At 57.3% G+C, this 15,302-nt stretch carries 12 protein-coding genes and 1 pseudogene; 2 read left to right on the forward strand and 11 right to left on the reverse strand.

The genetic code is table 11. The features are described 5' to 3' along the window. Nucleotides 1-22: 22 nt before the first annotated feature. The 8 genes and pseudogenes from HMPREF2849_RS09480 to HMPREF2849_RS09510 form a co-directional block, all read right to left on the reverse strand. The gene (locus tag HMPREF2849_RS09480; RefSeq protein WP_246822150.1) at nt 23-1,756 is read right to left on the reverse strand and encodes a thiamine pyrophosphate-binding protein; all 1,734 of its coding nucleotides are present in this window, start codon (nt 1,754-1,756) and stop codon (nt 23-25) included. Between the two features lie 135 nt (nt 1,757-1,891). Further along, complete coding sequence (gene thrC / locus HMPREF2849_RS09485; protein WP_049189589.1) at nt 1,892-3,340, reverse strand: threonine synthase; 1,449 nt, start codon at nt 3,338-3,340, stop codon at nt 1,892-1,894. Between the two features lie 123 nt (nt 3,341-3,463). Further along, nucleotides 3,464-4,708: a dicarboxylate/amino acid:cation symporter gene (locus HMPREF2849_RS09490; protein ID WP_049189588.1), complete on the reverse strand. Its 1,245-nt coding sequence runs from the start codon at nt 4,706-4,708 to the stop codon at nt 3,464-3,466. Between the two features lie 80 nt (nt 4,709-4,788). Next, nucleotides 4,789-6,192: a branched-chain amino acid transport system II carrier protein gene (brnQ, locus tag HMPREF2849_RS09495; protein ID WP_070549801.1), complete on the reverse strand. Its 1,404-nt coding sequence runs from the start codon at nt 6,190-6,192 to the stop codon at nt 4,789-4,791. A 467-nt stretch (nt 6,193-6,659) separates the two neighbouring features. Beyond that, entirely contained in the window at nt 6,660-8,351 is a 1,692-nt protein-coding gene (gene ptsP / locus HMPREF2849_RS09500) for a phosphoenolpyruvate--protein phosphotransferase (protein WP_070862918.1), read from the reverse strand. Nucleotides 8,352-8,439: 88 nt separating this feature from the next. Continuing rightward, the gene (locus HMPREF2849_RS11405; protein WP_224433282.1) at nt 8,440-8,706 is read right to left on the reverse strand and encodes an HPr family phosphocarrier protein; all 267 of its coding nucleotides are present in this window, start codon (nt 8,704-8,706) and stop codon (nt 8,440-8,442) included. A 177-nt stretch (nt 8,707-8,883) separates the two neighbouring features. Continuing rightward, nucleotides 8,884-9,723, reverse strand: a pseudogene (locus tag HMPREF2849_RS11410) (PRD domain-containing protein); the annotation flags it as partial. A 41-nt stretch (nt 9,724-9,764) separates the two neighbouring features. Then, nucleotides 9,765-11,885 (reverse strand): glucose PTS transporter subunit IIA, encoded by a 2,121-nt coding sequence (locus HMPREF2849_RS09510; protein WP_016423055.1) that lies wholly within the window; start codon nt 11,883-11,885, stop codon nt 9,765-9,767. A 261-nt stretch (nt 11,886-12,146) separates the two neighbouring features. On the opposite strand from HMPREF2849_RS09510, the gene HMPREF2849_RS09515 reads away from it, so the two are divergent. Then, entirely contained in the window at nt 12,147-13,064 is a 918-nt protein-coding gene (locus HMPREF2849_RS09515; protein ID WP_048732590.1) for a 2-dehydropantoate 2-reductase, read from the forward strand. A 52-nt stretch (nt 13,065-13,116) separates the two neighbouring features. Then, on the forward strand, nt 13,117-13,734 hold the full coding sequence (locus HMPREF2849_RS09520; RefSeq protein WP_049170196.1) for a DNA-3-methyladenine glycosylase I: 618 nt from the start codon (nt 13,117-13,119) through the stop codon (nt 13,732-13,734). Between the two features lie 83 nt (nt 13,735-13,817). Here the strand turns inward: HMPREF2849_RS09520 and HMPREF2849_RS09525 are convergent, their stop codons facing one another. From HMPREF2849_RS09525 to HMPREF2849_RS09535, 3 genes are all read right to left on the reverse strand, one after another. Then, nucleotides 13,818-14,411 (reverse strand): LGFP repeat-containing protein, encoded by a 594-nt coding sequence (locus HMPREF2849_RS09525; RefSeq protein WP_070862919.1) that lies wholly within the window; start codon nt 14,409-14,411, stop codon nt 13,818-13,820. A 309-nt stretch (nt 14,412-14,720) separates the two neighbouring features. Continuing rightward, nucleotides 14,721-15,011, reverse strand: coding sequence for a PspC domain-containing protein (locus HMPREF2849_RS09530; protein WP_070600876.1), 291 nt, complete (start codon nt 15,009-15,011; stop codon nt 14,721-14,723). A gap of 52 nt (nt 15,012-15,063) precedes the next feature. Further along, nucleotides 15,064-15,258, reverse strand: coding sequence for a PspC domain-containing protein (locus HMPREF2849_RS09535; RefSeq protein ID WP_048732581.1), 195 nt, complete (start codon nt 15,256-15,258; stop codon nt 15,064-15,066). Nucleotides 15,259-15,302 lie beyond the last annotated feature (44 nt).

The raw sequence follows: 15,302 nt of genomic DNA on the forward strand, positions 1-15,302 counted from the left end.
CCCCGATCATGCCTGCGGCAAACTACCTTTGTGCCTTAGCCAGAACTTCCTTCACGAAGTCCGCGACCACCAGCCGTGAGACCTTGAAATCAATTACGGCAACGGAAGCCTCATCGGAGTTGGAAACGTCATGGAAGTAGGCGTCGAGTTGGGCAAAGTCCTCAGGTTCGCCGACACTGAAACCGTGAGCGCCATAGGCACGTCCGACTGCGGCGAAGTCGTAGTCGGCAATCTCCATGGACGAGGTGTCCAACCCGACATCGCCAAACTGGTGCAGCTCCGCGCCATAGGCAGCATCGTTAATGAACACCACGCAACCGCCACGACCACGCCGCAGCTGCTCAATCGCCGCAGGTAAATCCGCAATACCCATCGTGCCGCCACCGTCACCGGCGACTAGCACGCAATAGTCCTTGGGGCGTGCCGCCGCGAGGCCGACAAGTGACCCCATGCCCAAACCAATTGACTGAATCGCCGTGCCCACAATCACTTGCTGCTGCGGACCAGGCACATCAAGATATTTCGGAACCCACCCCAGGAAATGGCCACCGTCAGTACACACAGCGCGCTGATTGGGCAGGATACGATTCAGATACTGCAGGCACGCCCGCGGATCCAACCGGCCATCCGCGCACGTCAGCGACTCGACCTCCGCTGTCGTCGGCAGTGTCTTCAACTCCGCACGCCATGTGCTTGACGACGCCCGGGGCTTCTCCAGCTGCTCTGCCAGTACGGGCAGAAGTTCCTCCAACTTAGCCAATAGCGGTGTCACCGACGGCTGAGCAGCGGGATGGGGCTCGTCGACAACCTGGATAATCTTCGCGTCCGGTGCAAACATGTTGCCGCCACGGTTTTGGAAAGCGTTAAAGCTTGCTCCCAGGAACAGCACCACATCGGCCTGTCGAGCTAGCTCCACCTGCCACGCATGCGCAAAACCGCCCACGGTGCCAATCTGCCACGGACTGGAAAGCACATGACGAGCCATCGCTGAGTGCATAAACAGTGCCCCCACGCTGTCCCCGATGCGGCGGACTAGCTCTGCGGTATCAGAGAGCAGCACACCTCTACCAGCAATAATGAGAGGGCGACGGGCAGTCTGCAGTTCCTCGGCCAGCGACGTGACAGTTGACTCCAGCCATTCTGGTCGGCCCGTGTGCAGATGTTCCTGGTTAGCCGACTGTGTTTCAGACGCAGATGCCGTAATCGGTGCTTCTTGGATGTCATAGGGGAGCAGCAGCACGACAGGCTGCCGAGAACTCAGTGCGTGCTGGACCGCAAAGTTTGCGTCGTCAAGCGCGGACTCGGGAGTAACGGTGCGATGACAGACGTCGAGGGCGTCGAGGAGCGCCGCCTGATTAAGGTCAAAGGGACGTGGGCGTTCCGGGTGCGTGCCGACGACAAAAATTAGCGGAATACGGGCTACTCGAGCCTCGGCCAGAGTGGTTAGCGCATTGGTAAATCCTGCGCCGCAAGTGGCGGTCGCGATGGCAAGCCCTCCACCTGCACGGTGGAATGCATCGGCGGCCCCGACAGCAGCCGATTCGTGTCGGACGGAGGAGTAGCCGAATCCCGATTCAGTAAGGGCTGACGTGAAGTGGGAGTTCGCGTTGCCGATGAGACCGAAGCAGTGGTCGCAGTGCTGGGCCAGTGTGTCGGCCAGCGCCCGCGAGACCGTGGTTGTCTTTTGGGAACCTTCCTGCGGGGAAGATGCGGGCGCGTGGGGCATAGGACGGCTATTAACTCGAGTGAAACTCATGTGAACAATTGTGAGATAATCACGGGGGTAATAACAGCCCTATAGCCCAAGATAATGCCGTTTGCCCTTAAAAAAGAGGGCACTATTCCACATCGCTGCTGCGCGGATGGGGGGGAGGTTGGGCTATGCCCGGTTTTAAGCCACGTTGTCGTCGATGAACTTCTTCACCACATCGACATCATTCGGCAGCTCAGTAACGCGGCGCGGGGCATTCATGATGTCCGCGAAACGCTCCGGGCAGTCCGGCTCGCGTCCGGTGGCCTCCAGGATGGTCTCGGAGAACTTTACCGGCAGAGCGGTCTCCAGGCAGACAATTGGGGTGGATACCTGGTCTACCAGGCCGCGGGCGACGTGGATGCCGTCAGCGGTGTGCGGATCGACCATGACCTCTAGGCGCTCCCAGCAGTCCTTGATGGTCTCGACGCGGTCAGCGTGAGTCGAGCGACCGGAGAGGAAACCGTACTGGGCAGAAGCCTCCGGGAAGATCGGATCAGCAGTAAGAGAGAAGCCGCCCTCCTTGACCTTGACACCAAAGAGGTCTGCAGTGCGCTCAGCATCGCGCCCCAGCAGATCGAAGATGAAACGCTCGAAGTTAGACGCGCGGGAGATATCCATCGATGGGGAAGAGGTAGCCTGAGTCTCCGCAGCGCTGCGCACGCGGTAGGCACCCGTGCGGAAGAACTCATCCAAGACATCGTTTTCATTGGTAGCCACAATCAGGCGGTCAATTGGCACACCCATCTGGCGCGCAATATGGCCGGCGCAAATATCACCGAAGTTGCCGGTCGGCACACTGAAGCTGACCTTCTGCGCGTTGTTCGCCTCAGCACCGTTGCCGCCAGTGACACGAATCCACGAGGAGACGTAGTACACGATCTGAGCCATCAGGCGAGCCCAGTTGATGGAGTTGACTGCGCCAATGTGGCGGCTGGCCTTGTACTCCAAGTCACCGGAGACCGCCTTAACGATGTCCTGGCAATCGTCGAAGACACCGTCGAGGGCGACGTTGTGAATGTTGGCATCCTGCAGACCAAACATCTGAGCCTGCTGGAACGCGGTCATTCGACCAGCCGGAGTTAGCATGAACACGCTGATTCCCTCACGGCCGCGCATTGCATACTCGGCCGAGGAACCCGTGTCACCAGAGGTGGCGCCGAGGATGTTCAGGGTCTCGCCACGACGAGCCAGTTCATACTCGAAGAACTCACCGAGCAGCTGCATCGCCATATCCTTGAATGCCGCTGTGGGGCCCATGGACAAGTGACCGATGTAGAGCTGATCTTCCAGCTTCGTCACCGGCACAATATCCGGATCGGAGAACTTCGGGTAGGTGTACGCCCGTGCACAGATACCGCGCAAATCCTCCAGTGGAATGTCGTCCACAAAAAGGCTGACGACCTCTGCAGCCAAGGCTGCGTAACCGTCGTCGACAAGCACGGAGCGCCAACGCGTCAAAGTGGCATCGTCAACCTGTGGGTACTCGACCGGCAGGTAGAGGCCACCGTCGTTAGCGAGACCTCCCAGGAGAATGTCTGAGAACTTGTGCGGCGTGCGCTCTGGGTCGCGAGTCGAAATGAAGTCCAAGGCGGGCCCCTTACATGTATGCCAACACCCGCCGCATCGGCCCATAAGAAGGCCTTTTGAAAGATTGCGACGGGGTTGACCGGTGGATGTTTTCTTTAATTTTTACATATGCACCGAAGCCAGTTAGGCCTCGGTTGTGGAAGATGCGGAATTGGCCTCTTCAGCGTCGAAGCTGAGCTCTTCGGAACGGTCGATGACATCATCCTTGGCAAAGCGGTTAACAATCATGGCAATTGCACCGTCACCAGTGACATTACATGCGGTACCGAAGGAGTCGATGGCGATGTAGGCGGCAATCATCAAAGCGACCTGCTCCTGATCGAAGCCCAGCATGGACTGCAGCACACCGACCGCGGCCATAATTGCGCCACCCGGAACGCCCGGAGCCGCAATCATGGTGATACCCAAAGTGAGAATGAAGCCGATGGCCATGCCCGGCGAAAGCGGCTTGTCCGCCATGAACATCACCGCAAACGCGAACAGCGTGATCTTCATCATCGAACCGGCCAGGTGGATGGTTGCGCACAGCGGCACGGTAAAGCCAGCGACCTTCTCCGAGACACCATTCTTCAGCGCGGCCTTGTACGTCACCGGAATGGTAGCGGCCGAGGAGGAGGTGCCGAGTGCGGTGACGTAAGCCGGCAGCATGTTCTTCAGGGACGTCCACGGGCTACGGCCAGCGATGGCGCCAGCGATGGAGAACTGGATTGCCAACAGGAGCACGGTGCCGATGACTGCCAGAAGCAGCACCTTGAAGAACATCGACAGCGTCGTGGTCAGGTTGCCGTTCATGCCCATAGACAGGAACATGCCAAAGATGTAAATCGGCAGCAGCGGGATGATAAACGCCGAGATGATCTTCATAATCACGTCGCGCAGCTGCGTCGCACCGCGGTAGAGCGAGTCCGACTTCACGGTGGTCATCGCCACACCGACCGTGAAAGCCAGCAACAGGGCGGTCATGACGTCAAACGGCGGTGGCATCTCCACATTGAAGAAGCTCTCCAGCGCGCCCTCATCAATATCCACCGATGCGCCGGCTTGGTCAGCGCCGAGCAGCCAAGGGTAGAGCCCCTGGGTGGCGGCGTAGGCCAGCAAGCCTGAAAACACCGTCGAGCCGTAGGCGATAGCAGTGGTAATACCCAGCCACTTTCCGGCGCCGCGGCCCAGGCTGGCAATCGCCGGCGTGATGAGGGCAAAAATCAGCACCGGGATAAAGAAGCCCAGGAAGTTACCAAAGAGGCCATTGAAAGTGACAAAAATTCGAGCCAGCCATTCCGGGAAGAAAAAGCTGCAGACAATGCCCAGAATAATCGCGACAATAACGCGGAATAGGAGCGTTTGCGTAAAACGCATTCGGGTACTCATAGTCAATCCTTGTTCGGATGGAATTTACTTCTCTAGCGTGCGGTATTTACGTTATGCAACGCAAATAACCGGGTGTGGTTTTACGCCTTTTCGGCTACCTCTTCTGCAACGGTCTCGTCGGCAAGCACACTCGCCGGGCGATTTGCGCGCTGCTTTCGCGTGACGACGTCAATTGCGTAACCAATTACCGTCGCTGCCAGAGTTGGCAGGAACCATCCGAACTCGATGGTCTGACCAGGTACGAGACTGAGGAAGTCCGCCAAAGCAGAACCACCGACACCCAAACCGGAGAGCACCGAGATACCCGACCAGATGGTGGCAACCCAGACGCCCAGGCGGTAGGTGTAATGCAGCTTGAAGGAGTAGGAAATGACCGGGTCGAGAAGAGTCAGTGCAATCAGCGTGATAGCCGGCGGGTAAATAAAGGTGATGATTGGCGCGGCAATCGCCAGTACCTGAGACAGCCCCTGTGTTGCCATTACGAAGGACATGACCGTGAAGATAATCGCCCATGCCTTGTAACTGATGCCCGGAAGTAGCAGGTTGAAGAACTCGCTGGTGGCGGCAATCAGGCCGACAGCCGTGGTCATACATGCGAGCAGAACGATGAGGCCGAAGACGATTTGTCCGACCTGGCCCATGGCCAGCTTGGAAGCCTCTGCGAGAATGCCCGAGCCGTTATCGAAGGAGGCGGCATTCGGCAGCACCTGGCCGACATAGCCCAGACCCAAGTAGATGATGGCCAGCAAAATGCCGGCGAACAGGCCTGAGATCATTGTGCCGCGAACCATACGCTTGCCCTCTGGGACACCGCTGACGCGGAGGGCAGAAATGACAATGATGCCGAATGCCAGGCCGGCGATGGAGTCCATTGTGAGGTAGCCCTCGACCAGGCCGGAGGCAAATGGGGTAGAGGAGTACTTCTCAATTGGCGCAGCCGGAGCGGCATCGAATTTGAATGCCGACATTCCAACCAATACAACCAAGAGAATTAGCAGAGCCGGGGTGAGGATCTTGCCCAGTTTGGACACAATTTCATTCGGATTCCACGCAAGTGCTAAGGCGATACCGAAGAAAACAAAGTAGAAGGCCGCAGCGACGGCCAGTGAATCACTGCCGAAAATCGGCTGGACACCGGTTTCGTACGACACGGCACCGGTACGCGGCAGAGCGTAGAAAGCACCGATGGAAAGGTATGCGATTACCGGGAAGCCTAAGGAAAAGATGCGGCCCGCGCGAAACGCTAGGTCACGCAGGTTGTTGCCTGAAATGGCGATGGCGATGATGGCCAGAACTGGCAACGCCACACCGGTGAGCAGGAAGCCGGTGATTGAGGGGCCAAAATTGGTACCGGAATCCACTCCGAGCTTCGGCGGGAAGATGAGGTTGCCCGCGCCGAAGAACATCGAAAACAGCATGAGAGCTGTAACAACGATAATGGAAGCGAAAGACTTCGGGGACTCCACTCCGCTCGACTTGGTCATGAGAATTGTGTTCTTTCTAAATTAGTGTCGCCCGTAAGGTCAAGGGCGATGCTGCAAGCTGCTGTGGCGACGCCGTTGTTGCCTGTGCTGCGGTGGCGCAAACGCCCGTTACAACAGCGCAATTGCAGTTCGTGTGCCCATGTAGATGAAAGGCCACGATGTCGAAAACTGACACTCTTAATGTGAAATTGTGAATTTTCACGGGCTGGGTGGAGCCTGATGCGTGAATTAAGTTGCGGCTTGTATGAGCCGTCTTTATTGGAATTATTAAGGGGCTTCGACGGCGTTGGTGGTGCCGACGAAGGCACTCTATTTATCCTAATGGGGCGTTCGAGAGAGAGAAAATCAAGAAATTTCCCAGAAAATTTGCTGCCTGTGATGGGGCAGCGAACATAAGAGAAAGAGCCTGGCGCACACGTTTACGCTGACAGCGTGTGTACGCCAGGCTTAGTGCTAATTCCGTCGCTCTACAGCAGATCCTTCACCTTCGGATCCACCAGCGCGGTCACTGCGGCCTTCGCATCGGCCGCAGTTTCGGCATCGACAGCGTATGCTGCCATCTGCTGGCAGGTAGCGCGGTCGTGGAGGCGGAGAGCGGCGCGGACGGCCGGCACCTTCTTGGAAGCCATGGACAGCGAGCTCACGCCGAGGCCCACCAGGACCAGTGCCAGCAGCGGGTCACCGCCGGCTTCACCGCAGACACTAATGGGCTTGCCGGTAGCATTGCCGCCCTTGCATGCGGACTTAATCATTTGCAGCACAGCCGGCTGCCATGGCGATAGGAGATCCGCCAGAGCCCCCTGCATACGGTCGGCCGCCATAGTGTACTGCGACAAGTCGTTAGTACCAATGGAGGCAAAGTCCACAATGGACAGCAGCTGCTTCGCGCGAATTGCTGCTGCGGGGACCTCAATCATGATGCCGACCTTCGGCAGGCCACGCTCCCGTGCCTTGTCTGCAAACCACTTTGTTTCTTCGACCGTTGCGATCATCGGAGCCATAACCCGCAGGTCAGCCTTACGGCCGGTGGCGTCAAACGCAGCGGCGAGTGCATCCAGCTGCGTATCCAGCAAATCTTCCCGAACCTGCGACAGGCGCAGTCCGCGGCGACCCAGCGCCGGGTTTTCTTCCTCGCCTAGGTCGGCAAAGCTCAGCGGCTTATCCGCACCCGCATCCAGCGTGCGCACAACCACGCGTCGCTCACCGAATGCCTTCAGCACACGAGTGTAGGTTTCCGTTTGTTCCTCCAAACTCGGAGCCTTGTCGCGGTCGAGGAAAAGGAACTCAGTACGGAACAGGCCGGTGCCCTCATTATCTTGCGCTGCTGCAGACTCACCATCTTCCGCCGTACCAATGTTGGCCAGCAGATTCACGGGGTACCCATCAGCGGTCTTGCCTGCGCCCACAGACTGTGCCAGGGCTGCTTCCCGGCGTCGAGCGCGCTCTTCTAACGCGGCGACCTCATCGGCGGTCGGATTCGCAATTACCTCACCGGCGCCGCCGTCAATGGCGACGAAGGTACCGGCCTCGAGTTCCATGACGCCCTTCGCCTTAACGACGGCTGGAATGCCCAGCTGTGCTGCGAGGATAGCCGTGTGACTGGTCGGCCCGCCACCGGCGGTGGCAATGCCTACGACAAACTCGGGGTCAAGACCCACGGTTTCGGCGGGCGCGAGATCGTCGGCAAGCAGAATAGTTGGGGTGGAAACATCCGGGACGCCCGGTTTTGGCAGGCCACGCAGCTCGCAAATTGTGCGGTCGCGAACATCGTAGAGGTCGGTGACACGTTCAGCCATGTAGCCACCGAGACTGGTTAGGAGCTGCGCGTAGTCTTCAACGGCATCGTGAACGGCCTGGGTGATGCCGGAGCCTGCCTTGAGTTTCTTCACCACGGCCTTGGCGAGCGCCCTATCGGAAGCCAGTTGCGCAGTGGCCTCCAGAATCGGGCGTGCCTGCGGGCTGGAGTGCTCAGCCTGCTTCTTCAGCGACTCTGCGACGTTGGCCATCGCCGCGCGGACGCGCTCACCATCGGCGACGGGATCGGTCGACGACGGCTCTTGAGTATCAACTCCCGGGGCGGGGAGTACCTTTACTACTTCAGCGCTGGCCGTACCGGTCGAGACACCGATGCCATAGATGACAGTGTGCTGCTCGTTCATTGCTTCCGATCTCCTTTTCGGGACCTCTGCGGGGATACTCGTCGGTCGTGGTGTGCCGTGGTGTTATCCAGGAGCGTTCTAGCTGGGCTTACTCGGCATCAAGGTCGCGCTCGAGCATGGCTGCAAGCTCGTCCAGAGCTGCAGCTGCGGAGTCGTCCTCGCAGCTCAGCGTGACTTCGTCGCCGTGCTTAGCGCCGAGGGTCATGACCTCCAGGATCGAGGCGGCATCGGCCTCTTCGTCGTCAAGGGAAATGACAATGTCGTAGTCGTACTCAGCAGCAGCCTGAGTGAACAGGGAAGCCGGGCGAGCGTGCAGGCCTACGGAGGAACCGATGGTAGCGGTACGAGTAATCATGGTTGAATCCTTTCGGGTCGAATATGTGAAATTTTCTGACTCAGGCACAGTGCCTGTACACCCCACCGCTGGTGCGCCGCCCGCTGGTGCTTGCTTAGCATCAACGTCGCGCACGCTCCGGGAAACCCTGGAGGCGGTGGGAGATACAGCCGCTGCCTGCACAATGCGTGCAATGTGCAGGGTGAGGTAGGAAACTTCGTCTTCCGTCAACCCCGACCCCAGACGCAGTTCAATGACTGCGGAGATACGCTGTGCGCAGCGAAACGCCTCTGGGGCGGAGTCACGGATGGCCTGGCCAATAGCGGAGGAGTGATCTTTCAACTGCTCATGCTTGGCAATCCGGACGAACAGGTAGCGCAGGTGTGTGATGAAGCGCCCCACATTGACAGTCTCTGGCTCCAGCGTGATGCCAAAATCACTTTCAATGATTGTGAGCAGCTGCTGCAGGACGCCCGTCATGGTGTAGGTGAAGCTCAAATCACCCGTAGAAAAACCAGCATTGACTAGGTGTAACGTAATCGCCACCGCTTCTGAGCGGGGTAATGGCGCTATACGACGGTCATTGAGAGCGCGATTGATATGCGACAAAATCGCCTGCGCCTGCGCGTATTCTTCACTATAAAGTTGGCTGACCTCCGCGAGCAGCGGGTAATCGGCTCGCTGCCCGTTAGCTGCCCTCATGATGGCGAAACCAATGTGATCGGCCAACGCCACAAGGAGGGAAGCGTTCTTCGTCATTGATTCCGGCAGGCCGGCTGCGGTTACCGCATCGGTCACAAGAGTCATGTGAGCCAGCGGAATTTCTGTGAGCATCGTGGCAATATGGTCCGGATCGCGGCCTTCTGCCGGGACGAAGATTCGGACTACTTTGCTCGAATCAACCGGCTGTCCCGGGCGAGCCTTGAACCCAATGCCGCGGCCGGTGATGATTTTTTCACCGGTCGCGTCCTTGGCCAGGACCACGTTGTTATTGAATACTCTCAGGATTTCCATGTCGGTAACCGTGAACTCCTCCATAAGTTGAGGGATTTCAGGCCGGTATGCCTTCTAGAAATCAATTATGGCTGAACTTCGATGACCATGTCGCCGGCTTGGACAGAGATGCCGGTGACCGGGGAAACCTTGGTTAGCTTCTTGGTATTGGTGATGGTCATCAGTGTCGTGGTTGGGTAACCAGCTTCCTTGACCTTGTCGAAATCGACCTCGGCAAGTACATCGCCGGCCTCGACGTGCTGCTTCTTGGAAACCTGGACATCGAAGCCTTCACCGGCCATCTTGACTGTGTCGATACCGACGTGGACGAGTACCTCTACACCGTCATCGGTCTTAATACCGAAGGCGTGACCGGTCTTTGCCACAGTCATCAACGTGCCCGATACGGGTGCGACCACGGTAGAACTGGTTGGCTTGATACCGACACCGTCACCGAGAGCACCGGAGGCAAAGACCGCGTCGCCGGCCTCGGCAAGGCTGACAACCTCACCGGCAACCGGGGCCTGCACCTGTACAGGCTTGGTATCAACGGCAGTTGCGACACCACCGGCGCCAGCTGCCGCAGCAGCCGGTGCGGCAGCCTCGGCGTTGGTACCAGCGTCACCGGAAGCCTCAGCTGGAGCCGAATCGGAGCCACTGGTGGCAGCGTGTGGGGTGGCGTCGCTGGGTTCGTCGTCAAGCTCTGCGGCGCGTGCGGCCTCGGCCTCAGCCTTCTCTTCCGGCGTGCGGTAGTCGGTGAGAATGATGGCGAACATGGCGACGAAGAATGCCACGGCGACGGAAATCAGGTAGACCCACATCGGTTTGAACACGACAGTGGTGATGAGGGAGGTGAAGACGAAGGCGTTGGTTGTCACACCACCGAACGGAGCCGACAGGATGGCGATAGTCAGACCGCCGGCGAAACAGCCGAGCAGCATGCGCGGGTAAATCCGCTTGAAGCGCAGGTGAATACCGTAGAGGGACGGCTCGGAGATACCACCGAAGAGACCGGCAGCGAGTGCACCCGTTGCAGTTTGGCGCATCTGAGTGTCGTGGTCGCGCATGGAAAGAACCAGCACACCGGCAGTTGCTCCGAAGCAGGCGAAGTTCCAGGCACCCATCGGGCCTTGGATGAAGTCGTAGCCGAGAGTCTGGATATTGACCAGCATCAGCGCATTCAGTGGCCAGTGCAGGCCAAGCGGTACGAGGAACGGGTAGAGCATCGGGATGAGAATTGCGAACACAAACGGTGCGTTCGAGTTCATCCATGCCAGGCCGGAGCCGATGCCGTTACCAAGCCAGATGCCCAGCGGGCCGATGAGGAAGGCCGTTAGCGGAATCATGATCAGCATGGAGATAAACGGCACGAAGACCATCTGCACATTCTCCGGGAAGATCTTCTTCAAACCGTGGTAGACCACTGCCAGGATGGCGACCATGATCAGCGGTACAAAGACCTGTCCGCCGTAGTCATTGAGCTGCATTGGCAGGCCGAAGATGTTGGCGGTGAAAGTTTCGGTACCGAGTTCCTCGTTGACTGTCTTGATGGTGTCCGAGAAGCGATCGGTATCCTGCAGACTCATAAACTCCGGTGTCATTAGGGCAGCCATGATGGCTGCGCCCAGCCATGGATCTACCCGCAGCTTCTTCGCTGCGTTGTAGGCGACCATGATTGGCAGGAAGTAGAAGACGCTGCGCCACATGGCATCGACGAAAATCCAGGTGGCGGACTTATCCTCAGCGCGGAAGTCGACGATGTTCAGGCCGTCGAGTACAGCCGCAATCGCGATAATCAGCGATGCACCCAACAGCACGCCCAGGATTGGGCGGAAGGAATCCGAGAGGTACTCGAAGAAATTGTCCAGCCAGGAGTACTTGCCGCGTGCCTTCGAGCGAGCTTCTGCCTTAACGTCTGCGTCGGACTTAGTGGCGACTGCGCCGGCACCCTTCATTTCCGGTAGATGCTTAATTGCCGTGTACATCGATTCGACGCCACCGCCACAGATGACCTGGTAGCGGTTATCGCCCTGGTGAACGACACCGAGTACGCCCGGCACCTTGTCAATCTTGTCCTCGTTGATCTTGGAGACATCACCGAGTTCAAAACGCAGACGCGTCGCACAGTGCGTCATGCTTGTGATGTTTCCGGGTCCACCGAGGTTTTCAACTATTGCCCTCGCGCTGGAATCTTTTGACGACCCCATCGTGACCTTCCTTCACAGTAAGCAGGGCCGTTAAACGCAAAAAGACCCGAGGCGCCACAAACTGTGGGCCTCAGGTCTTGCCTCAAAAGAGTAACAACCCTGGGTTGATATCTATTAATTTCGACCCTACTCCGCTTTACATAGTTTTGACAAGGTAGTAATTCAAGCTCAAATTTCACATTTGGGGATAGCCTGGATTGCCTGTGGACAACCGCATGCAACCTATTTCGCGCTCAGTGCGGAAGTCGTAAGGTGGCAGCTATGAGGATTGGAGTTTTAGGTGTAGGAGCTGTCGGCGGCTGGTTTGGCGGTCGCCTCGTGCAAGCGGGTTATGATGTCGTCTTTCTCGCCCGCGGCGAGACCCTGACACGTCTTCGTGAGGTGGGGCTCACGCTTATCGACGAGCACGGGGAACGCAGCATTATCCCCGTCAAAGCAGCCGACAATTGGGGTGAACTCACTGCCGATGGCGTCGACGTCGATGTTGTGATTGCGGCAACCAAGGCGCTGCCGGGCAACGATCCTTTCCCGCAAGTTCCGGCTGGTGCAGCAGTGGTGACCACCCATAACTCGGTGGAAATCCCTTATTTGGCAGCGGGGCGGTTCGGTGAGGACAAGGTGTTCCCGGGTGTTATCCGCGGTTTCTTTATCCACACTGGCCCGGCAGAAGTCACCTTCCGACCAGGACCGATGAGCCTGAACATCGGCACATTCGATGACTCCACTAATGACCTGGTCGGGGCAGTTATCGAGGCATTGCACATGGCTGGGCTCGGTGGCGAACAGCTCCCGGATATCTGGGTCGATATCTGGGCAAAAGCGATGTTCGTGGCTAACCTCGGTGCCCTAGGTGCCCTGGCTGATAGTCCGATTGGTTACTTGCGTTCGGAAATGCGCGACAGCTTGACGCGGATGTTTGAAGAAACCGAGGCAGTCGGTCGAGCCTGCGGCGTTGCGCTGCCAGAGGACATCGTGTCGCGGACCTTGGCCTTTACTGATGATCAAGGGTACGACAACACCTCGTCGATGCAGCGCGACTACACCGCGGGACTTACCAATGAGCTCGATGCCCAGATTGGCGCAATCCGCCGGATGGGGCAGAAGGCGAAAGTGGAAACGCCGACGCTGGATCTGGTGTATGGCGCTCTGGTTGGGCGTCAACACAAGCATAAGAATTAAGAGCTGCGGTGCTCAGCTAAGTCAAACCGGAATTGGGGGATTGGAAAGACTGATGAAAATTGGATCGGACTACACGGAAAACAATGGGCTCATCATCGGTGAGGATGGATTGGCTCGACCGGCATGGGCTGCTCACAGTGAGCTGCTGAGAGAGTACTACGACACCGAGTGGGGGATGCCGGTGCGCGATGAGCAAGGACTATTCGAACGGCTCAGCCTGGAGGTATTTCAGGCGGGGTTGTCGTGGGAGACAGTGCTGAAGAAGCGGCCCGCGTTTCAGGAAGCCTTCGCGAACTTCGACCCCGATGCGGTTGCTGATTTCGATGACGAAGATGTCGAAAGATTGATGAATGATGAACGAATCATTCGGAATCACAGGAAGATTACCGCGGTAATCAATAACGCCGTGGCGACGATTGCTCTGCGTGAAAACGGCGGCTTAGCCGAGTTGATGTGGTCGTTTAAACCGGAGAAGTCTCCCGAGCCACGTTCAATCGAAGAGGTGCCCAGCTACTCCGAGGAGTCCAAGGCGCTTGCCAAGGCATTGAAGAAAGCTGGTTTTAAGTTCGTAGGCCCCACCACGGTCTTTGCATCAATGGCTGCCGTGGGGATTGTCGATATCAACATTGTTGGCGCACATCGGCGCGGTGCCTCTGGCGTTTTTGACTAGGGGAAAGGGGGATTTAACTAGCTAGGGGGAAAGAAAAAGAGCGTGCCACCCGGCACGCTCAAAATCTTTCGGTTCGTGTAGAACTACTTGTTCTCGTAGGAGTCGGAGTAGTTCTGGCCGTCCTCAGAGGTCCACTTCATGGTGTCCTTAGTGAACGGCTGCTCCCAGCCGTTTTCAATCTCCGACTCCGGTGCGGTCGGCAGACCAATCTCGTTTTCCAGTGCACCGTTGGCAACCCAGGTCTCGCGAATCTTACCGATCAGCGGCTGTGCACCATTAGTCTCTGGGGACTCAACGAAGGTGACGTTCTCGTATTCAGCGGCAACCGCGTCGCCGACCTTCTTAGCGGACTTGAACTCGCCAGCCTCAGAATCGTACGGGGAGGTGAAGGAAGAAGCTGCCTCGGTGATGGACTCAGGCAGGTCAGCCTCTGCCACATCCTCGCCAGCAGCGTCGCCCAGCCCCAGACCGTTCATAGCCTCGTTAGCCTTGTCCTTAGCGCCATCAGCAGCCTCGCCAGCCTTATCAGTGGCGTCGGTTGCTACCTGGCCCGCCTGATCCTTGGCGTTGTTAGCAGCATCCTGTGCGTCATCGGAAGAACATGCAGCCAGGCCGCCGAGAAGAGCGGCGGAGCCAACGATTGCGGTAGCGATACGGGTCATCTTCTTGTTCTGCATTTCAAAACCACTTTCTTGAGAGCTAACTAAGTTACCTATTCAATTATTGGCATCTTCCACTATTTGTCCGAATTAAATTCAAAGAGAAATTGACAATTCTTTTGAATATCGGACATTCGAAGATGGTGTGGCTTCAAAGCCGTACAGAAAGAACACTAGGTAATTCTGGGGCCTGTGCAAGTCAAATGGCGCGAATCTGTGCACTCTATGCTCTATTTGTTACCGAATGTGCGTGATTGCGAAATTGGAATAGTGCTGGTGAGGGCGTTGCGAGTAACGGAAAGGTATCAATCTTATTAAGCTTGACGTTTATTGCTTATTTTCTTTCTCTGCGTGGTTGGAGCCGCGGGCATCGTCGTCAAGCGTGTACTCGCCATCTGGCAGGACGAACCAGGCTAAGAGGTAAAGAGCTAGGAATCCAGCGCTAATCTTCCAGCCAATCATCGATCCAACGCAGGGAAGGATGATGTAGACCATTCGTGTGAAAGTGATATCCCAGCCTTGGCTTTCCGCGATTCCTGCGAGGACGCCACCGAGGAGGCGGTCATTACGCGAGCGGTAAATTTTCTTGGTGGGTTTTTCGGGAGCGGCGTCGCTCATTAGATAAATACTCCAAGGTATGGCTATTTAGGTATTTTTCGGTCGACCGCGCTTATACGTAAGTTTCCTTCGGCATGATAATCCATGCTGCGAGGTAGAGAAGAAACTGCGGACCAGGCATCAGGAAAGACGCGACAAATATAACGCGCAGCAAAGTCGCATCCCAGTTGAAATACTCAGCGAATCCACCGAGTACACCTGCAACCATTTTGTTATTGGTGGAACGGGTCAGTGACTTGTTGTTCATAACAATCAAGGGTAGCCCTGATCCGTCTAGTTCGCAGTGGTGCT

Source organism: Corynebacterium sp. HMSC073B01, from assembly GCF_001838255.1.
GTDB classification, from domain to species: domain Bacteria; phylum Actinomycetota; class Actinomycetes; order Mycobacteriales; family Mycobacteriaceae; genus Corynebacterium; species Corynebacterium jeikeium_D.

Bases quoted from the DNA above. Each gene is read 5' to 3' on its own strand.
- HMPREF2849_RS09530 (WP_070600876.1), bottom strand. From the start codon at position 15,011: ATGAGCGACGCCGCTCCCGAAAAACCCACCAAGAAAATTTACCGCTCG.
- HMPREF2849_RS09520 (WP_049170196.1), top strand. From the start codon at position 13,117: ATGAAAATTGGATCGGACTACACGGAAAACAATGGGCTCATCATCGGT.
- HMPREF2849_RS09525 (WP_070862919.1), bottom strand. From the start codon at position 14,411: ATGCAGAACAAGAAGATGACCCGTATCGCTACCGCAATCGTTGGCTCC.
- brnQ (WP_070549801.1), bottom strand. From the start codon at position 6,192: ATGACCAAGTCGAGCGGAGTGGAGTCCCCGAAGTCTTTCGCTTCCATT.
- HMPREF2849_RS11405 (WP_224433282.1), bottom strand. From the start codon at position 8,706: ATGATTACTCGTACCGCTACCATCGGTTCCTCCGTAGGCCTGCACGCT.
- HMPREF2849_RS09480 (WP_246822150.1), bottom strand. From the start codon at position 1,756: ATGAGTTTCACTCGAGTTAATAGCCGTCCTATGCCCCACGCGCCCGCA.
- HMPREF2849_RS09490 (WP_049189588.1), bottom strand. From the start codon at position 4,708: ATGAGTACCCGAATGCGTTTTACGCAAACGCTCCTATTCCGCGTTATT.
- HMPREF2849_RS09510 (WP_016423055.1), bottom strand. From the start codon at position 11,885: ATGGGGTCGTCAAAAGATTCCAGCGCGAGGGCAATAGTTGAAAACCTC.
- HMPREF2849_RS09515 (WP_048732590.1), top strand. From the start codon at position 12,147: ATGAGGATTGGAGTTTTAGGTGTAGGAGCTGTCGGCGGCTGGTTTGGC.
- ptsP (WP_070862918.1), bottom strand. From the start codon at position 8,351: ATGAACGAGCAGCACACTGTCATCTATGGCATCGGTGTCTCGACCGGT.
- HMPREF2849_RS09535 (WP_048732581.1), bottom strand. From the start codon at position 15,258: ATGAACAACAAGTCACTGACCCGTTCCACCAATAACAAAATGGTTGCA.